Below are 17,705 nucleotides of genomic sequence, written 5' to 3'. Positions count from 1 at the left end.
CGACGGGCCTGTCCCGCCCCCGGCCTCATGGGATTAGGTGGATGGTCCTGGACATCGGACCGGTCCGGTTCATAGGCCATGGCGGCAGCACCGACGAGTTCGCCGTCTTCGGAGGCTATATGCCCATGAAACGGACCGGGCCGGTCATCCCGAGCGACGGGTGGAACGGCGAGGAGACGATCGGGTCGATCAATCAGGCGGAGGTCCGCGCCGGGCGGGGCCTCTTGCACCCGGCCCGGCGCAGGACGCCCCGCGCCCGGTCTTCGACGAGGTGGGGGCCGAGGTCCCTACCCTTCGTCGGCGGCGATCTCTTCCCCGTTGAGGACCAGACGCGAGGACCACGGGATCGGGTTGCGCAGGGCGAAATGGGCCATGCACGCGTTCTCGGCCTCTTCCATGAGGTCGCGGATCCGCTCCTGGGGTTCGTCGCTGTCGATCAGGACATGGGTCTCGATATGCTCCATGGCGCCGTCGGTGGAATGGCCCAGTTCGCGCATCGTGGCGAGGTTTGTGCGGAACTTCACCCGCTGTTCGAGCCGCAAGCCTTTCACGGCGATGCCCCGGGCGGTGTAGATATCGGTCAGATGCGTCATCAGGCAGAAGCCGATACCCGCGCACATGAAGGCCAGCGGCGGCGGTGCCGTGTCGTCGCCCACGGGCGTCTGCTCGTCGCAATAGAGGCGGACGGGCGAGAAGCCGGGGATGTTCACCTGCACCTCGCCCTGCTTCTTCTGGCGGGTCGTCGCCTCGGCGGTGAGCACGACCTCGAAGCGCGTGGGCTCGGGCGGGCGCGACTTGACGAAGGGCGCGGCCTCGAAGGCGGTGGGCCGGGGCTGGGCATCCGCCCGCTCGCCCACGTGGAAGTCGGTGTCGTCGGTCATGGCTGTCCTCCCTGCGATCTCGTCGGACGCGTTGGTGCGCCTATGTCTGGAACGACGCAAGCCGAACGGAGGGGCAGCCATGTCGATCGAGTACCTGCACACCATGGTCCGGGTGAAGGACCTGGAGAAAAGCATCGCCTTCTACGAGATGCTGGGCCTCAAGGAGCGGCGCCGGACGGAGAACGAGAAGGGCCGCTTCACGCTGGTCTTCCTGTGTCCGCCCGGACAGGAGGACGGCCATGCCGATGTGGAACTGACCTATAACTGGGACGGCGACGAGGGGCTGCCCAGCGACAGCCGCCATTTCGGCCATCTGGCCTACCGCGTCGATGACATCTACGCCTTGTGCCAGACGCTGATGGATAACGGCGTGACCATCAATCGGCCCCCGCGGGACGGGCACATGGCCTTCGTGCGGTCGCCCGACAACATCTCTGTGGAACTGCTGCAGAAGGGCGATGCGAAGCCCCCGCAGGAGCCCTGGGCGTCGATGGAGAATACCGGGCACTGGTAACCCACCGGTAGACGGACCGTTTCCGGATCGGAGCCCTGTCGGCCCCGGTTTCGCCGTGATCCTGCGTCAGGTTCCAGCCAGTTGGACTGATTCAGACGAGAGATTCGATATGGCGACCCTGACTTTCCTGCGAGACGAACGCGGTGCCCTCAGTGTCGACTGGAGCGTCCTTACTGCCGGGGCCGTCGCGTTGGCCATCGCCGTCATGGCCGTCATCAAGGTCGGGATGTCCACACAGACGTCCCATTACACCAATAACGTCGACAAGTGGCGGTTCGGACGTATGTCCGCGGCGCATCATGGCTACAACGCCTACAGCCGGGAAGGCTTCGAAGCCATCATGCAGACGCTCAACAACTTGCCCTCAGCGGATGTCGCGGCCCTTGCCGGCGCCTGGAACGAGATGATGGAAGGCGAGCTGATCGACGATCCGAGCGACGATAATGAGGGCTTCGCGAACGACGTCCAGGCGGCTCTCGACGCCCATTACGCGAACGAGGGATCCGATCGCCCGGACAGCGTGTCGGCGGACCCGAATACCGCGCTGGCCGTCGCCAACGCTGCAGAAGCGCTTTCCGACGCAGCCTCGCAGTACAACCTGACGGACACGACCGTGAGCTACACCTTCGGAGGAGGCTGACGCGCCTCAACTTCGCCCGATTTCCGCCCCGCGCCTGCCCCGTCTCGGGTCTAGGCGCGGAAGGGGTCAGGCAGGGGTTTAGCGATGAGAGCGTCACGCAGAGTACGGAGCTTTCTTCCCCGACTGGTCGGCACCTGGGCCATGGGTGGCGCCGTCGTCATGGGGCTCGCCGCCGGTGCGGCGCTGAACGAGCGGGGCGGGGCATCCAAGCTGACGGACGAGCAGATCACCGAAATCCAATTCCTTCTGGCGGAGGATGCGGGGGGAACGATTTACGTGGATCAGGGCGCCTACCGGTCCTTCCATGCCACCTTCCGCGCCCTGTCGGGGTCGGAGCTTGCCGCGCTCCACGCGACCTTGCCGCACCGCTATGCTGCGGCGCGCGCCTCCGGGGACGTGGATCTGGCCAGCGAAATGGTCGACGCGCTTCATGCCCTCGATGACGTGATGCGGGCGCGCGGGATGACTGCTCCGGCGGGTGGACGACCGTCGACCAGCGACATCCTCGCTGACTGGGTCGCGAGCGGGCAAAGCTCGATCTGACAAGTTCCCCCGGCCTCGCCGTCGGCCGCGTCGGTCGGCGGTCCTGACGCCTTCGCCACGGCACGCGGGATCGCCGTGCTCAGACCATCTCTTCGGGTATCGCGGGAAGCTGGCGTCCGAAGCGGCGTCCCGGCCGGGTGAGGTAGGGAAGGACGAAACCCTCCCGCTGTTCCGGCCGCCGCCGCGCATTCGACACGGCAAGGCGCTGCCATTCACCGACGGCGGTTGCGGGATCGGCAAATCCTTCGGGCGGGGTGTCTCCGGTGGCCAGCATCGCCGCCATCGCGCGGTGCCGCAGACGTACCACGTCCGAGGGATCGTCGATGGCGAGACCCAGTTCCGTGTCCCAATGCATGGATCGGCCGTTGAGATTGGCAGAGGAGACGATCGCGCGCCGATCGTCGAAAACGACCAGCTTCGAATGGAGATAGATGATCGGCGCACCATGCAGCGTGTCGAGCCCCGCGCCCTGCGCCGTCACGGGCCGGGCGGGGGCACCGATAAAGCAACGGCCCCGAAAGGCGCGTCGTGTCCCCGAAACGCAATAGGCCTGCAGGAACTCTCCGAACCGCGCGTCCGAACGGCGGGACTTGTAGAAGGCGACATCCTCGGGTCGGGCCGGAAGCATCAGGATGAGCGTCAGATCGGGCTTGCGCCTTGCCGCGCGGATCAACTCGTGCGCGATCCTGCGGTCGCGAAAGAACTGCGTCTCGATATAGATCAGCCGTTCCGCCGCACGGATCCCTTCGATCGTCGCCTCGAAGATCTCGGCCAGGATCGGCTTGGGCGACAGACGGATAGCCCCGCCATGACTGCGGGCGGACACGGTTCTCAGGATCGGACCGTCGAGGACCGACGGCTCGGCCTGCCGCTCGATCACGTCGACGAATTCCTCCAGATGCTTGCGGGCGGCACGGGCGGCGGCGGGGTCGTGGGAGATGACCTGGATGTCGTGCCATGTCGCCTCGGCCGGCTGTTCGTGGGCGGGATCGTCCCAGCGCCGCTCATTCAGGTCGAGGCCGCCGATATAGACCGCGCGGTCGTCGATCACCGCGACCTTCTGATGGTGGGTCACCGGCGAAAGCGGCGGCGCGGGCCAGAGACGGGGCGCGGCGCCGGAGCCGTCGACCAGCAGCAGGCGGGACAGATGGGGATGGCGCTGCATGAACTGCGACCGCCGGGGCCGGTCCAGGCGCATCAGACGCCCGGCCTTCTCGCGCAGCATCCGGTCGACGCGCGGCCAGAGCGCCATTCGGGCGAGCCACCCGACCTCGGCCGGATGAAGCGAGGGCGTGAAGCGGACCCGTGCCTCTGGCCCCGCGAGTTCGGAGAGTGAAACCGCCTGCTTGAGCGTGCGCCAGGTCAGGCCGTGCAACTCGGTCCCGACCACGGGATCGAAGTCCGAGAGGGTAAAGCGGATCTCGACACCGCGCCGCGCGAGATGGAGCAGGAGGTCGAACCAATCCTCTCCGATCTCACGCGCCTCGGGACTGCGCAGGCGGGTCGAGAGATCGAAGATCCGAAACCCCCCGTCGATCCGGCGGGTCGCCGACAGGCAGAGCCGTTCGAAGGCGGGATAGGCCTCGGCCGCCGTGATGAGGATGTCGAGGGGCGGATGTTCAGTAGTCGAGGGAGGCATTCTTATCGCCTTCGATAGGGAACAAAAGGTCGAGACGGAACGTCCCCTCGTCTTGGCTGACATCCAGCTTGCCGTTCAATTGTCTCGCGAAGGCCGTGACCAGCTGCAGGCCCAGACCGGTCCCCCCGTCATCCGCGCCGCCGCCGCCCGACGCGCAGCCGTTCGAGATGGTCAGCCGGGCCGACCCCTCTTCTCGCTTGAGGGCCAGATGGATCGCACCGTGTTCGCCTTCCTTTGCGCGCGCATGCTCCACCGCGTTGGTCATGGCCTCGGACACGGTCAGCGACAGAGCGACGGCGCGGTCGGCGTCGAGCAGCACCTGATCCACATCCGCGTCGAACTCGATCGCGCCGCCATCTGCGGAACTCACGACGATCTGGCGCGACAGATCCCCGACCAGCGCGCCGGCATCGATCCGTCCCATATCCTCCGTCTGGTAGAGCGAGCGGTGTACGGCGGCGAGGCCCATCACGCGATCCTGCATCCGACGCAGGACGTCGCGCGCTTCGGCCCCCTTTAGCCGCCGGGCCTGCATGTTCATGATCGAAGAGATGAGCTGGAGGTTGTTCTTCACGCGGTGGTGCACCTCCTTGAGGAGGATGTTCTTCTCGCGCAGGTTATTCTCAAGCAACGCTTCATCCTGCAGGATCGCGCCAGCCATCGCGCGGAAGTCGGCCTCGATCTGCGCGAGTTCGGATCCGGCATTCGTCAGCATCGGCGTCCGGATCAGGCTCCGGCGGCGGGCGAAGGCGTTCATCTGGCGGCTGAGCGACCGGATGTGACGGAAGACCAGCCGTTCCAGCGCCAGAACCGCGACCAGAAGGCTGGGGAGCCACATCAGGACCGGCATGAGGCCTGTCAGGACGATCTTGTTGACGGTGGACCCGCCGAGCACGTCGAGCGGCCATGAGGTCAGGGCGAAGACGAGGCCGGGCACGACGGCGACATTGGCGAAGACGCGCTCCTCCCCGGTGCTGTCCGCTGCGACGAAAGACCGGTCGCCCTCTCGCGCAAGGGTCTCGAGCGAGACGTCGGCGGGCAGGATCGAAGGCATTGCGGCCTCGCCATCCGGCCGGGTCAGGACCTCGCCGTAATTATTGAAGGTCACGAGGTGGAGCGGCTCGGTCAACACGGTCCCCTGGGGCCGGTTGCCGATGCGATCGATCGGAATGGAGACCGAAAGGAACCCGAGGAGGGCGTCCCGCTCGCGCATCGGGCTGGTCAGGATCAGGACAGGCCGACCGCTGAGCGGGGCATTCTCATTCACCGTGATCGTGGAGCGCTGATCCGCTAGCGCCCGCTGAAACGGCGGATCCCCTGAAAAGTCGTACTGGCGGCCATCCGACGAACAGGTCATCCTGCCGTCGGTGCCGATGAACGCAGCGTAAGAAAAGAGGTCGTAGTTCGACATGAACCGCGCCAGCAGACGGTCGCAGGTCTCACCGTCCTGAAAGCCGGGCCCGAAGCTGGCGGCCAGCGCGTGCAGGGCGCCCATACCGCGTTGCAAATCGGCCTGAAGCGGGTTGGCTGCATGCTCGCTGAGCGACAAGAGCGTGCTTTCCGCCTGCTCGATGGTCTGCGCGGCAAGGCGCTGCGTCTGCCAGAATGCGATCGCGCCCAGCGGCATCAGGGCCAGCGACAGGAACACGAGCACGCGCAGCGTGAGCCCGCCGTGTCGCCATCCGAAGGACCGCATTACATGCTGCCGTTTTGCCTGCCCGAAACGACCGCCATCGTCGCACTATCGGTCAGTTCGAACGCTTCGTCCCCCGAAATGTCCATGAGTTCCGACAGCTTGGCCCGCCCCCGATTGACCCGGCTCTTGATGGTGCCGACGGCGACGCCGCACGTCACGGCCGCTTCTTCGTAGGCAAAACCGGATGCGCCCACCAGGATCAGCGCCTCGCGCTGTTCCTCTGGCAGCTTGGCGAACGCCACCTCGAAGTCGAGCAGGTTCAGGCGGCCGTCATGGTCCGGCTTGCGAGACAGCGATGCGGTGATCGACCCGTCGCTGTCCGGCACCTCACGTTTCGCCTTGCGGCGGTTGGAGTAGTAGGTGTTGCGCAGGATCGTGAAAAGCCAGGCCCGCATGTTCGTGCCGGGCTGAAACTTGTCTAGGTTGGACCACGCCTTGACGAGTGCGTCCTGCACCATGTCATCGGCCAGCGAAGCATTCCGGGTCAGCGACACCGCAAAGGCGCGCATCGCGGGGAGGTGCTCGACGATCTCCTTGCGGGGATCGGGCACCGCTTTCTCTGTCATGGCCATTCTAGACGCCCTTCGCGTCGGAATCCGAGGCGCCGCCATGCGTATCGGACACGTCACCGTCTTCGTCGGATCCGACCGGATCCACGCCCTCTCCCTGCTCGAGCTGCCTGAGCAACTCCGAAAACCTGTCGGGGACGTCCTCTTTCAGAACGGAGTCGTAAACGCGCCTGAGATTGGCATCGATCAGGTCGTCCAAATTTGACTTCTTCTTGTCCTGGCTCATCTTGCGTCCCGTCTCGACCGCTTAAACGGCGTTATGGCTTGGAACACAACGGCCGCCCCCGAAGTTGGTTCCGAGAAACACGGAAAGAACGAGGGATATTTTCCGGACATGGACACGACAGCCGAAATTTCGAGGGCCCTGCCCTATCTGAGACGGTACGCGCGCGCTCTGACCGGTGCGCAGGCGAGCGGCGACAACTACGCGGCAGCGACACTTGAGGCCATCCTCTCGGACCGCAGTCTTCTGGGTCAGACGAGTTCAATCAAGACCGACCTCTTCCGCACGTTCCACGGGATCTGGTCGACCAGCGGTGCCCCGATGGAAGAGGAAGAAGACGCCACCCGGCGCGCGGCCCAGAAGCATTTGGCCCGCCTGACACCGAACACGCGCGAAGCGCTGCTGCTCCATACCGTCGAGGAATTCACCTATTCCGACATCGCGCGGATCATGCAGGTGGATCAGAGCGAGGCGGAAGAACTGGTCAGCCTCGCCCGCGCCGAGATGGCAGACGCGGTCTGTGGCAAGGTCATGATCATCGAGGACGAGTCGATCATCGCGATGGATCTCGAGTCGCTGGTCACCGAGATGGGCCACCGGGTGACGGGGATCGCCCGCACGCACAAGGAAGCGGTCGATCTGGCCGGCAGCGACATGCCGGACCTCATCTTGGCGGACATCCAGCTTGCCGACAATTCCAGCGGGATCGAGGCCGTCAACGAGGTGATGACCGATATGGGCTCTTGCCCCGTGATCTTCATCACCGCGTTCCCGGAGCGTCTTCTGTCCGGCGAGCGCAAGGAACCGGCGTTCCTGATTGCAAAACCGTACACGCAAGAGCAGGTCCGGTCGGCAGTCAGCCAGGCGATGTTCTTCTCCTCGACCGAAACGCTGACCGCCTGATATGTCGCGCAGACGCCCGAATGGCGGACCGCGGTCTTATCTCATTGCCCGAAGGCTTCACCCCGGGAACGGCGGGTTCCGCATCGCCGCCCCGGGGCTCCACCTTCCGACCCGCGATTGCGAGGTGCGAGCCGGAAACCAAAACCGAAAAACGTGAGCTACATCCGGGCGGCGCGAGATGAGCAGCCAGCCCATTGGCCAGCCTGATGGAACGAAAAACGCAAACCCGCATTTAACTGTGACATAGCAAAACGACCGGGACGGATTGATGGTGACAAGATGCGAGGCTTGTCCCCTTCGTCGGAAAGAGTTCTTTGCGACCATGAGCGATACCGAGGTCGAACAGACCCAGCGCTTCAAGGTCGGGGAGCTGACCGTGGAAGCGGGAACGCCGATACTGACTGAAGGCGCAAATTCGGCACAGCTTTTCACGGTGCTGTCCGGAATGGGGATACGTCACACGACGCTGGAGAACGGACGCCGGCAGGTGCTAACCTTCATCCTTCCCGGCGATCTGATCGGGCTTCAGGGCGCGGTGATGGGCGAGATGGGCCATTCCGTCGAGGCCCGGACCCGCATGCGCCTATGCGTTTTCGACCGGGCCGCGCTATGGGACTTCTTCAAGAACGCGCCCGCACGGGCCTACGATCTGACCTGGATCGCCGCCACCGAGGAGCATTTCCTTGGCGAGGCTCTGGCCACGCTCGGCCAACGAACAGCGGAGCAGGCCGTGGCTTGGGCGCTGGTCCGTCTATGGCAACGCGGCGTCGCGCTGGATCTGGTTGAAAACAACAGCATGCCGCTGCCCTTCCGGCAACAAGATCTGGCCGATGCGCTGGGCCTGAGCCTGGTTCACACCAACAAGACCCTGGCGAAATTCCGGACCAAGCAGATCGCGAGCTGGCGCGACGGACGGCTTACGTTGACCGATATCGACGAGCTTTCCCGGATCGGCCTGGTGGATGAGCAGAAGGCGGTCCGCCGCCCCCTGCTCTAAGGCGGAGCGGGCCGCGTCAGGCCTGCTTGAGTTCGCTTTGGGATTTCAGGACGCGGTCGCCGTCGTCCTGCTCGATCATGAAGGCGGGGTCGTCCTGGCTCGCGTCGCGGGTGACCTCGCTTCCGTCGATGGTCCGCGTCACCTTGGATTCGAACCGCTCGGTCACCTCGCCCGTTCCGGTGCCGTTGCCCCAGTCCCATTTCACCTTGTCGCCGACATTGATCCTGGACATGACTCATCTCCTTGAAGTTCAGGTGGAAATTCAACGCCGTTTGGCGCGCCGCGTTCCGTCCCGGACCAGCGGCCGCCGGTCGAGTTCGTCCTTCACCTGCCCATGGGCGAGCAGGGTGAAGATGGCCGTCCCTCCGACGATGTTGCCCAGAAGGACCGGCAGGAAGAAGGTGGCGAAGCCCTCGAAGAAGCCGAGGTGTCCGCCCCAGACGAGCCAGGCCCATTCCACCGATCCCGCGACCACGTGGGTGAAGTCGCCCGCGGCGATGAGCCAGGTGAAGGCGAGGATGATCGCGAACCGTCCCCCTTCGCGCTGCGGCATCATCCAGACCAGCGCCGCGACGAGCACGCCGGCCGGGATCGCACGGAAGAAGCCCTCGAGGGGCGGGAACCCGGTCGCGTGGCGCGACAGCTCGTCCATCGCGGGCCAGAGTTCGGGCGCGAGCGCCGGCGTGAAGCGGTAGAACGCGCCGATCGCGAAGGCGCCGACCACGTTGGCGGCCAGGACGATCCCCCAGAGGCGCAGCATCATCCCGAAGATGTACCTGCTCGGCCTGGCGATCACCGGAAGAACGGTCGTGATCGTGTTCTCGGTGAAAAGCTGCATCCGCCCGAGGATCACGACGAGGAAGCCGAGCGAATAGCCGAGATTCTCGATCAGGTAGCGCCAGGGGACATCGGGCAGGTAGGTGCGGAAAATGGCCTCTCCGACCACCGACATGGAGATCATCATCCCCGCGGCGATGCCCGCATAGACGAGGCTGCGGCGGGGACGGCTCAACTCCTCCTCGCCGTCGCGGCGGATGACCTCGAAAAGGAGCTTGGGCGCGAGGCCGCCGGCATCTTCGATGGCCTGCTCCTCGCGCTCCTCCTCCTCGATCTCCTCGATCTCTTCGGCGGACAGGACGTCCCCCTTTGTCTCGAGCGGACGGTTCCGATCGGCGCGACTATCCATGGGCGTCCTTTCCGTGCAATCTACGAATGCAACCCAGACGGGAAGCCATGCGTTCCAACCCGATGCCCGATCGTTCCGTCCTCGCCGCCCCCATCGCGCCCCTGCGGAAGATCCTGCAGGATATCCGTGCGAGCTACTGGTTCATCCCGGCCTGCCTTTCGGTCCTCGCGGTCCTGCTGGCCTGGGGGACCTGGGTGCTGGAATCGGACGAGTGGATGCCGGAGATGACGCTGGGCCGCGACGCGGCGCGCAATCTGGTGACGACCATCGCGGCGGCGGTCATCGGGGTCGCGGGGGTCATGTTCTCGCTGACGCTGGTCGCTGTCACCCATGCCGCCGGAAAGTACGGGCCGCGCCTGATCGGCAACTTCATGCGCGATCGCGGCACGCAGTGGGCGCTGGGCATCATGGTGGCGACCTTCGTGCATGCGCTCACCACGCTGATCCTGATCGACGGCGTGTCGGCGGCATCGCTGCGGCTGCCGGTGCTGTGCTCGGTAGGGCTGGCCTTCGTGTCGGTCGGCGCGATGATCTTCTTCATCCACCACGTCCCCGAGACGGTGAACGTCTCGAACATCGCGGCGTCGCTGGGCCAGCGGCTGACCCGCATGGTCCGCGCCGAGATCGACGAGGCGGATGCACGCGACGCCGATGCCTCGGAGATCCCGGACCGTGCGCCAGACCTGCAGCCGGAGCCGCCCGGCGCGGGGTACATCCAGGCGATCGGGGTCACGAAGTTGCGGGAAATCGCCGATGAGCACGACCTCATCATCCGCGTCGAGGCATCGCCCGGCAGCTTCGTGACGCCGCATGCCCCGCTTCTGTCGGTCTGGGGAAGTGCCGACTGGGACGAGATCCGTTCGGATATCGACGCCACCATCGCCATCGGCCGCGAGCCGACCGAGACGCAGACGCTGACTTTCCTGGCCGATCAACTGGTCGAGATGGCGGGCATCGCCCTTTCCCCCGGCGTGAACGACCCCTTCACCGCGATCACCTGCCTGAACTGGCTGGGCGCGGCGTTGACCGAGGCGCTGGAATACGAAGGTGGGCTCGACCCGAAGCAGTCGGGCCGCGTCCATCTTCCGCAACTCACCTTCGAGACGATCTACGACCACGCCTTTCACGCCGCGATCCCCTATGTGCGCGACGACCGGATGGCGTCGGAGGCGCTCATCGCGCATCTGCGCGCCCTGTCCACGCGCTGTGACGGGCGGGCGCGGCGAACCGTCCTGCGCGACATGCGCGACCTGTCCTCGGGCTAAGTCGCATTCCCTTGTCCCGCGGGGGGTGCTAAACGCGTCCGAGGGGCAAACGAAGTCGCTGCATCAAAGGTTTGCAGGCGACCGGACATCCGCCCCCGGGAGGCCGAGGAGTAACGATGTCCGCACGCGCGACCCTAGCTGCCGTCTTCCTCCTGTGCGCCCCCGCGATCGGGTCTGCGGCCGACCTGACCATCCGGCTGACGGCGGCCGAGGACGAGCTTCGCGACATCGTCGAGAACGCGTCGCTCCTGCGGCAAGTGGTCGATGACGACGAGTTGGACACGCGCCGGGATATCGTCGCCGCGGCGCAGGCGGATTACGCGCGCATCCTCGCCGCCCTTTTCGATCAGGGGCATTTCGGCCCGGTCATTTCCATCGCCGTCGACGGCACCGAAGCCGCCGCTCTGCCCCTGATCGGCGGCGCGGATCCGGTGGACCAGGTCGTCGTCACCGTGGATCCCGGACCGCGCTTCTTGTTCGGGCAGGCCCGGATCGGCCCCGTCCCCCGCGGAACGGAACTGCCGCCGGGCTTCGCGCCCGGGGAACCCGCGGGCACGTCGATCCTGCGCGAGACGGTGTCTGCCGGCATCGACGCCTGGCGCGCGGACGGCCACGCCAAGGCGGACCTCGAAAGCCAGGATCTCGTCGCGCGCCACGAAGGCAACCGCCTCGACGCAAACCTGACGCTCGCCCCTGGGCCACGCCTGAGCTACGGGAACGTCTCGGTTCAGGGGGCGGAGCGGGTGCGGGCCGACCGGATCGAGCGGATCGCCGACCTGCGCGAAGGCGACGTCTTCGACCCGGAGGAGGTCCGGCTCGCCGCCGCGCGCCTGCAGAGGACGGGCGCGTTCCGGGCCGTCTCCATTGTCGAAGCCGAAGAGATCGGCCCCGATGCCACGCTGCCGATGCGCATCACCGTCGAAGAGCAGCTTCCGCGCCGTTTCGGCGTCGGGGCCGAGATCGGATCGACCGAAGGGCTCATGCTGTCGGCCTTCTGGCTGCACCGCAATCTGACTGGCCTCGCCGACAGTTTGCGCATCGAAGGAGAAGTGTCGGGGATCGGCGGCGACACGGGCGGGGCGGACTTTTCACTCGGCTTTTCCTACAACCGGCCCGCGACCTTCAACGCCGAGACGGACCTCTATGCCTCCGGAGAGATCGAGCGGCTGGACCAACCCGATTTCACCACCGACCGTCTGGAACTGGAAATCGGCGCGCGGCGGATCGTGTCGGACGAGTTCGAGTACAGCTACGGCTTCGGCTATATCTATTCCAAGACCGACGACGCCTTCGGAGAGCGGGAATTCTCGATCCTGTCCCTGCCGCTGAGCGCGACCTACGATCGGCGCGACGAGGCGCTGAACCCCGCCGACGGCTACTATATCGAGACTTCGCTGCGTCCCTTCAACGGGTTCGAGCGGGCGGGCGGCGGGGCCCGCTTCAATGCCGACCTGCGTGGCTACCAGGGCTTCGGCGGCGAGAACCGCGACCGCACCGTCATCGCCGCGCGCGTGCAGTTGGGCGTGGTGCTGGGCCCGGACCTGGAGGACGTGCCGCCCGAATGGCTGTATTTCTCCGGCGGCGGCGGAACCGTGCGCGGCCAGCCCTTCCAGGACCTTGCGGTGGAACTGGACAATGGCCGCGAGGTGGGCGGCAAGTCCTTCCTCGGCCTTTCGGGCGAGATCCGGCAGGCCGTGACCGAGAATATCGGCGTCGTTGGCTTCGTCGATGCCGGATGGATCAGCCCCGAAGAGGATTTCACCGGCGGCGACAGCCATGTGGGCGCCGGTCTGGGCCTGCGTTACGACACCGGGATCGGGCCTATCCGCGTCGATCTGGGCGTCCCGGTCGAGGGGCCCAACGACAATGGCGGCGTCGAGATCTACATCGGCATCGGGCAGGCGTTCTGATGGCCGCCTTCCGCCGCCTGCCATCCGCCGCGCTGCTGGCGCTGACCGTCGCCCTGCCCGCTGCCGCGCAGGAAGACGACCGGGACCCCGGCTTTCTGGCCGGCCTGATCGAGGACAACCTCTCCGCCCCCGGCCTGTCCGTACAGATCGACGGCTTCGAGGGCGCGCTGTCTTCCGAGGCCTCGGTCGAAGAGTTGCGGATCGCGGACGATGCGGGGACCTGGCTGGTGCTGCAGGATGTCGTGCTGGACTGGAACCGGTCCGCGCTGCTGCGCGGGCGGCTGGAGGTCGAGGAACTGACCGCCGCCCTGATCCGGCTGGAGCGTGCGCCCTTGCCGGCTGAAGGGATCGAGCCGCCACCGGCCGCCGCCGAAGGCTTCAGCCTTCCCGATCTTCCGGTCGCGGTGGATATCGAACGGCTTGCCGCGCAGCGCATCGAACTCGGCGAAGAGCTGCTGGGAGAGGCGGTCGCGCTGACGCTGGAGGCCTCGGCCCAGCTCGTGGACGGAACGGGGCGCGCCACGCTCTCGGCCGAGCGGATCGACGGGCCGCAAGGTGTCTACTCGGTGGACATCGCCTATGGCGGCGCCGGCGAACCGCTGACCGTCGACCTGGATATCGTCGAAGCGGAAGGCGGCCTCGCCAGCACACAGCTCGGCCTGCCCGGTGCTCCGGCGATCGAGTTGACCGTCGATGGCGAAGGGCCGCTGGATGCGTTTTCGGCGGACATCACGCTCGCCTCGGATGGTCAGCCACGGCTGACCGGATCGGTCACCTTGGAGGGCCAGCCCGACGGCCGTCGCTTCGAGGTCGATCTCGGCGGCGACGTGACCGAATTGTTCGCGCCCCGCTACCGCGCCTTCTTCGGTGAGGATGTCGGCCTTGTCGCCGAAGGCCTGCTGCGTGAGGGCGGCGGCACCGATCTGGACACGTTCCGTATCGACACCCGCGCATTGCGGATCCAGGGGACGGCGCGGCTGGGCGCCGATGGCTGGCCGGAATTCCTGGACGTGGACGGCGCGCTGGCCTCGGCGACGGGCGAACCGATCCTGCTGCCCACCACGGCGCGCACCACGTTGGGCGGCGCGGATCTGTCGCTCTCCTACGATCCGAACGTCTCGGACGACTGGTCGCTGAGCGTGACCGTGAACGATCTCGAGCGCCCCGACCTGACCCTCGCAGGGGCGCAGATCACGGCGGACGGCCGCATCCTGCGCGCCGACGGCACGGTGCGCAGCGCGACAGGTGCGCTCCGCGCCGCCCTGTCGCAGATCGCCTTCGCCGATCCCGATCTGGCACGCGCCGTCGGATCGGATCTGGAATTGCGCACGGATATCGGCTGGCAACAGGACGCCCCCGTGACCCTGGACGACATCGCCCTGGTCGGAAACGGCTACGCGCTGCGCGGCGACGTGGACATCGCCACCGGGACCGAGGGGTTGCCGGTCGGGCTCGACCTGGCTGCGACGATCGAAGACCTCGCGCGCCTGTCGGGCCTTGCGGGCGCGGACCTCGCCGGCCGCACGGAGGTCACGCTCGACGGCAGCTACGACCCGGTCGCGGCGACCTTCGATCTGTCGCTCGGGGGCGAGGCTTCGGGTCTGGCCACGGGGATCGCACAGCTCGACGGTCTGCTGACGGGACGCACGACGCTTGCGACGCAAGCCCGGCGCACGGATCAGGGCACCTTCCTCGACCGGCTCGACCTGTCGAACCCGCAGCTTTCGCTCACCGGTTCGGCCGCGATTTTCGGGGAAGCCGCGCAGGAAGAGGACGGCCGCCGGGGCGAGGCCGCATTCGAGGCGCGTATCCCGGACGGCACCGCCATCGACCCGCGTCTGGACGGAGAGATCGCGCTCGTCGCCGATCTGAGCCAGGGGGCAGGCGGGCTCTGGTCCGGCACGGTGGACGGGATCGCGCCGGGCGGGACCACGATCAGCGCCTCCGGTGTGCTGACGGGCGACGCGCCCGATATCGAGTTCTCGGCCTCGGTCGCCGACCTCACCACCTATGCCGACGGCGTTCCCGGCGGCGCCAGCCTCGCAGGCCGTGCTTTCGCGAGGGGCGGCATCTGGTCCGTCGAGGCGGATGCGTCCGGCCCCTGGGACACGACCGCGCGCGTCAGCGGCCCGGTCACGGGCGAGGAGGCGCGCGTCGCCTTTCAGGCGACGGTTCCCGATCCGTCCGCCCCGGTGCCCGCTCTGGCCGAATACGAGGCGCTGGCGGGCCCGCTCAGCCTCGAAGGCGTCGCCGCGCGGCAGGGGCAGGCCTGGACGCTGGACGCAGAAGCATCCTTTCCGTCCGGTATCGCGGCCTCGGTCGCCGGGCCGGTGACGGGACCGACGCCGCGCATCGAGTTCGACGCGACCGTTCCGCAACTCGAAGCGGTGGTGCCCGGCCTCGACGCGCTGCGCGCGCTGGCGGGCCGGGCCGACCTGACCGGCCTTCTGACCCAGCGCGGCGGCGAATGGGTTGTCGATGCCCGCGTCGATGCGCCCGCCGGGATCACGGCGCGCGCCCGTGGGCCGCTGACCGGCCAGGAAGCCCCGGCGCTGGATGTGGCGGCGACGATCCCGGACCTCTCGGCGCTGCCCGGAGGGTTGGAAGGGCTTCTCTCGCTGGACGGCACGATCCGCCAGACCCCCGCCGGCCTCGCGATAGAGGCGCGCGCCAATGGGCCGGCAGATGCCGTCGCCACCGTCGAGACCGTGCTCGACGACAGCCTCTCGGTCGACTTCACGCTGGACGCGCCGCGTCTTTCGGCCTTCGTCCCCGGCTTGCCCGGCGGTGCCGACATCTCGGGCACGGCGCGGCAGGAAGAAGGCGGCTTCGTCATCGACCTCGCGGGCACGGGCCCCTATGCCGCGCGGCTCGATGCGCAGGTCGATCTGCGGGACGGCCTCGTCGTTCAGGCCACCGGCCAGATCCCCGACGCATCGGCCATTACAGCGCAACTGCGCGGTCCCATAGATTTCGACGTCGCGGTCGACCAGGACGGCGAGGCCTTCGTGGTCGATGCCGAAGCGAACGGCGCCCAGGGCCTGTCGATCTCGGTCGAGGGGCCTGCCACGGGGCCGAACGCCGATCTGGCGATCGAGGCGCGCGCCGCCAACGTCGCCGCCCTCGCCCCGGGTCTGTCGGGCGCGCTGACCGCCGATGGGCGCCTGTTCCGCGAAGGCGAAGCCTACGCGTTCGACCTGTCGGCTTCCGGCCCGTTGGGCGGCGACCTGACCGCATCCGGCACGCTGACCGGGCCGGGCGCGCCACAGGCCCGTTTCGATCTGAACATCCCCGATATCGGACCACTGATCCCCGACCTCTCCGGACCGCTGAGCGCCAATGGCACGGTCAGCCAGGCGGGCGACGGCGTGGCTGTCGACGCCACGCTGAATGGCCCCGCCGGAACGACGGCACAGGTCACGGGCGCGGCGGGGGCCAGCATGGACCTGTCGATCACCGGGCAAGCGCCTTTTGGTCTGGCCAACGCGCTGATCGCCCCCCGGCGCATCGCGGGCGTAGCGCGGTTCGATCTCGCGCTGCAGGGTGCGCCCGGGCTCGACGGCCTGTCCGGAACGATCACGACCAGCGGTGCCGCGCTGTCGCTGCCCACGCTCCAGAACGCGCTGGAGAATATCGACGCGACCGTGACGCTGGGCGGAGGGCAGGTCAATGTCAGCCTGACGGCCAGTCCCGCGACGGGCGGCACGCTGTCAGTGCAAGGCCCCATCGGACTGTCGGCGCCCTTCAACGCCAATCTGGCGGCGAATTTCGACATCGTGCTGGAGGATCCGTCACTCTACACAGCGCCGGTCCAGGGCAACCTGTCGATCACGGGTCCGCTGACCGGCGGTGCGCTGATCGCGGGTGTCGTCAATCTGGGCCAGACAGATATCGCCGTGCCCTCGACAGGCCTGACCGCCATCGGGGACCTGCCGCCGATCCGCCACGTCAACGCGCCGCGCCCGGTGCGCCGCACGCTGGAACGGGCCGGCCAGGACGAGGCGTCGAACGGAGCCAACGGCGGAGCGGCGGCCGGCGGCCCGGGCTTCGGCCTGGACATCACCGTCAACGCACCGGGGCGCATCTTCATCCGGGGCCGCGGTCTGGACGCGGAACTCGGCGGCAGCCTCACGGTACAGGGCACGACATCGAACCCGATCATCGCCGGCGGTTTCGAGCTTGTCCGGGGCCGGCTCGACATCCTGCAACAGCGCTTCACTCTCGACGAGGGCTCGATCAGCTTCCAGGGCGATCTGGTCCCGTTCATCCGCCTTGTCGCGATCACGCGGCCCGAGGGTATCACGGCCTCCATCATCGTCGAAGGCCCGGCCGATGCGATCGAGGTCCGCTTCGAGTCTTCGCCCGAACTTCCGGACGAAGAGGTGCTGGCCCGCATCTTCTTCGGTCGCGATCTCAGCCAGCTCTCGCCGCTCCAGGCGCTGCAACTCGCCAACTCGGTGGCCACGCTGGCGGGGCGGGGAAGCGGCGGCCTCCTCGAGTCGCTGCGCGGAAATGCCGGGCTGGACGATCTGGACCTGACCACCGATGCCGACGGCAACACGGCGCTGCGGGCGGGCAAGTATCTTTCGGACAACGTCTATACCGACGTGCAGGTCGATCAGGAGGGCAATGCCGAGGTGACGCTGAACCTCGACATCACCGAAAGCCTCACGGTGCGCGGCACCACCGGGGCGGCCGGCGATACCACGCTCGGGATCTTCTTCGAGCGGGATTACTGA

Annotated in this window: 15 protein-coding genes; 8 read left to right on the top strand and 7 right to left on the bottom strand. The window is 67.3% G+C overall.

Annotated features, from left to right (window positions below; all coding sequences use genetic code 11):
* Positions 1-287: 287 nt before the first annotated feature.
* The gene (locus tag jaqu_RS14120) at positions 288-881 is read right to left on the bottom strand and encodes an OsmC family protein (RefSeq protein WP_043919642.1); all 594 of its coding nucleotides are present in this window, start codon (positions 879-881) and stop codon (positions 288-290) included.
* Between the two features lie 79 nt (positions 882-960).
* On the opposite strand from jaqu_RS14120, the gene jaqu_RS14115 reads away from it, so the two are divergent.
* The 3 genes from jaqu_RS14115 (at position 961) to jaqu_RS14105 (ending at position 2,578) form a co-directional block, all read left to right on the top strand.
* Positions 961-1,395, top strand: a complete 435-nt coding sequence (locus jaqu_RS14115; RefSeq protein ID WP_043919641.1) for a VOC family protein — start codon at positions 961-963, stop codon at positions 1,393-1,395.
* A gap of 109 nt (positions 1,396-1,504) precedes the next feature.
* A complete protein-coding gene (locus jaqu_RS21880; RefSeq protein WP_043919640.1) occupies positions 1,505-2,035 on the top strand; it encodes a hypothetical protein in 531 nt (176 codons plus the stop codon).
* An 84-nt stretch (positions 2,036-2,119) separates the two neighbouring features.
* Positions 2,120-2,578: a hypothetical protein gene (locus jaqu_RS14105; RefSeq protein WP_141134359.1), complete on the top strand. Its 459-nt coding sequence runs from the start codon at positions 2,120-2,122 to the stop codon at positions 2,576-2,578.
* A gap of 79 nt (positions 2,579-2,657) precedes the next feature.
* Here the strand turns inward: jaqu_RS14105 and jaqu_RS14100 are convergent, their stop codons facing one another.
* From jaqu_RS14100 to jaqu_RS14085, 4 genes are read right to left on the bottom strand one after another with little or no spacing between them, the layout of a single operon-like run.
* A complete protein-coding gene (locus jaqu_RS14100; RefSeq protein ID WP_043919638.1) occupies positions 2,658-4,217 on the bottom strand; it encodes a phospholipase D family protein in 1,560 nt (519 codons plus the stop codon).
* Positions 4,198-5,913, bottom strand: a complete 1,716-nt coding sequence (locus tag jaqu_RS14095; RefSeq protein ID WP_043919637.1) for a sensor histidine kinase — start codon at positions 5,911-5,913, stop codon at positions 4,198-4,200. The genes jaqu_RS14100 and jaqu_RS14095 overlap by 20 nt, the downstream gene beginning before the upstream one ends.
* Positions 5,913-6,479 carry an RNA polymerase sigma factor gene (locus jaqu_RS14090; RefSeq protein ID WP_170938649.1) on the bottom strand — a complete coding sequence of 189 codons (567 nt, stop codon included), beginning with the start codon at positions 6,477-6,479 and terminating at the stop codon, positions 5,913-5,915. The genes jaqu_RS14095 and jaqu_RS14090 overlap by 1 nt, the downstream gene beginning before the upstream one ends.
* Before the next feature lie 7 nt (positions 6,480-6,486).
* Entirely contained in the window at positions 6,487-6,708 is a 222-nt protein-coding gene (locus tag jaqu_RS14085) for a NepR family anti-sigma factor (protein ID WP_043919636.1), read from the bottom strand.
* A 108-nt stretch (positions 6,709-6,816) separates the two neighbouring features.
* On the opposite strand from jaqu_RS14085, the gene jaqu_RS14080 reads away from it, so the two are divergent.
* Positions 6,817-7,608 (top strand): response regulator, encoded by a 792-nt coding sequence (locus tag jaqu_RS14080; RefSeq protein ID WP_043919635.1) that lies wholly within the window; start codon positions 6,817-6,819, stop codon positions 7,606-7,608.
* 322 nt (positions 7,609-7,930) lie between these two features.
* On the top strand, positions 7,931-8,605 hold the full coding sequence (locus jaqu_RS14075; protein ID WP_236687863.1) for a Crp/Fnr family transcriptional regulator: 675 nt from the start codon (positions 7,931-7,933) through the stop codon (positions 8,603-8,605).
* 16 nt (positions 8,606-8,621) lie between these two features.
* Here the strand turns inward: jaqu_RS14075 and jaqu_RS14070 are convergent, their stop codons facing one another.
* Together jaqu_RS14070 and jaqu_RS14065 are read right to left on the bottom strand one after the other, a co-directional pair.
* A complete protein-coding gene (locus tag jaqu_RS14070) occupies positions 8,622-8,837 on the bottom strand; it encodes a hypervirulence associated TUDOR domain-containing protein (RefSeq protein WP_043919633.1) in 216 nt (71 codons plus the stop codon).
* Positions 8,838-8,867: 30 nt separating this feature from the next.
* Positions 8,868-9,791 (bottom strand): formate/nitrite transporter family protein, encoded by a 924-nt coding sequence (locus jaqu_RS14065; RefSeq protein WP_084629864.1) that lies wholly within the window; start codon positions 9,789-9,791, stop codon positions 8,868-8,870.
* A 62-nt stretch (positions 9,792-9,853) separates the two neighbouring features.
* Here jaqu_RS14065 and jaqu_RS14060 point away from each other — a divergent pair, with 62 nt between their 5' ends.
* The 3 genes from jaqu_RS14060 (at position 9,854) to jaqu_RS14050 (ending at position 17,705) form a co-directional block, all read left to right on the top strand.
* Positions 9,854-11,056 carry a DUF2254 domain-containing protein gene (locus jaqu_RS14060; protein ID WP_161793875.1) on the top strand — a complete coding sequence of 401 codons (1,203 nt, stop codon included), beginning with the start codon at positions 9,854-9,856 and terminating at the stop codon, positions 11,054-11,056.
* A 116-nt stretch (positions 11,057-11,172) separates the two neighbouring features.
* Entirely contained in the window at positions 11,173-12,966 is a 1,794-nt protein-coding gene (locus tag jaqu_RS14055; RefSeq protein WP_043919632.1) for an autotransporter assembly complex protein TamA, read from the top strand.
* Positions 12,966-17,705, top strand: a complete 4,740-nt coding sequence (locus tag jaqu_RS14050; RefSeq protein ID WP_043919631.1) for a translocation/assembly module TamB domain-containing protein — start codon at positions 12,966-12,968, stop codon at positions 17,703-17,705. Before jaqu_RS14055 ends, jaqu_RS14050 begins: the two co-directional genes overlap by 1 nt.

The sequence above is a fragment of the Jannaschia aquimarina genome (assembly GCF_000877395.1).
GTDB classification, from domain to species: Bacteria; Pseudomonadota; Alphaproteobacteria; order Rhodobacterales; family Rhodobacteraceae; genus Jannaschia; species Jannaschia aquimarina.
The sequence above is the reverse complement of the archived record's forward strand: the minus strand, read 5'-3'. Positions and strand labels throughout refer to the sequence as shown.

Excerpts from the sequence above, each read along its gene's own strand:
- jaqu_RS14120 (WP_043919642.1), bottom strand. The coding sequence starts at position 881 with ATGACCGACGACACCGACTTCCACGTGGGCGAGCGGGCGGATGCCCAG.
- jaqu_RS14115 (WP_043919641.1), top strand. The coding sequence starts at position 961 with ATGTCGATCGAGTACCTGCACACCATGGTCCGGGTGAAGGACCTGGAG.
- jaqu_RS21880 (WP_043919640.1), top strand. The coding sequence starts at position 1,505 with ATGGCGACCCTGACTTTCCTGCGAGACGAACGCGGTGCCCTCAGTGTC.
- jaqu_RS14105 (WP_141134359.1), top strand. The coding sequence starts at position 2,120 with ATGAGAGCGTCACGCAGAGTACGGAGCTTTCTTCCCCGACTGGTCGGC.
- jaqu_RS14100 (WP_043919638.1), bottom strand. The coding sequence starts at position 4,217 with ATGCCTCCCTCGACTACTGAACATCCGCCCCTCGACATCCTCATCACG.
- jaqu_RS14095 (WP_043919637.1), bottom strand. The coding sequence starts at position 5,913 with ATGCGGTCCTTCGGATGGCGACACGGCGGGCTCACGCTGCGCGTGCTC.
- jaqu_RS14090 (WP_170938649.1), bottom strand. The coding sequence starts at position 6,479 with ATGACAGAGAAAGCGGTGCCCGATCCCCGCAAGGAGATCGTCGAGCAC.
- jaqu_RS14085 (WP_043919636.1), bottom strand. The coding sequence starts at position 6,708 with ATGAGCCAGGACAAGAAGAAGTCAAATTTGGACGACCTGATCGATGCC.
- jaqu_RS14080 (WP_043919635.1), top strand. The coding sequence starts at position 6,817 with ATGGACACGACAGCCGAAATTTCGAGGGCCCTGCCCTATCTGAGACGG.
- jaqu_RS14075 (WP_236687863.1), top strand. The coding sequence starts at position 7,931 with ATGAGCGATACCGAGGTCGAACAGACCCAGCGCTTCAAGGTCGGGGAG.
- jaqu_RS14070 (WP_043919633.1), bottom strand. The coding sequence starts at position 8,837 with ATGTCCAGGATCAATGTCGGCGACAAGGTGAAATGGGACTGGGGCAAC.
- jaqu_RS14065 (WP_084629864.1), bottom strand. The coding sequence starts at position 9,791 with ATGGATAGTCGCGCCGATCGGAACCGTCCGCTCGAGACAAAGGGGGAC.
- jaqu_RS14060 (WP_161793875.1), top strand. The coding sequence starts at position 9,854 with ATGCCCGATCGTTCCGTCCTCGCCGCCCCCATCGCGCCCCTGCGGAAG.
- jaqu_RS14055 (WP_043919632.1), top strand. The coding sequence starts at position 11,173 with ATGTCCGCACGCGCGACCCTAGCTGCCGTCTTCCTCCTGTGCGCCCCC.
- jaqu_RS14050 (WP_043919631.1), top strand. The coding sequence starts at position 12,966 with ATGGCCGCCTTCCGCCGCCTGCCATCCGCCGCGCTGCTGGCGCTGACC.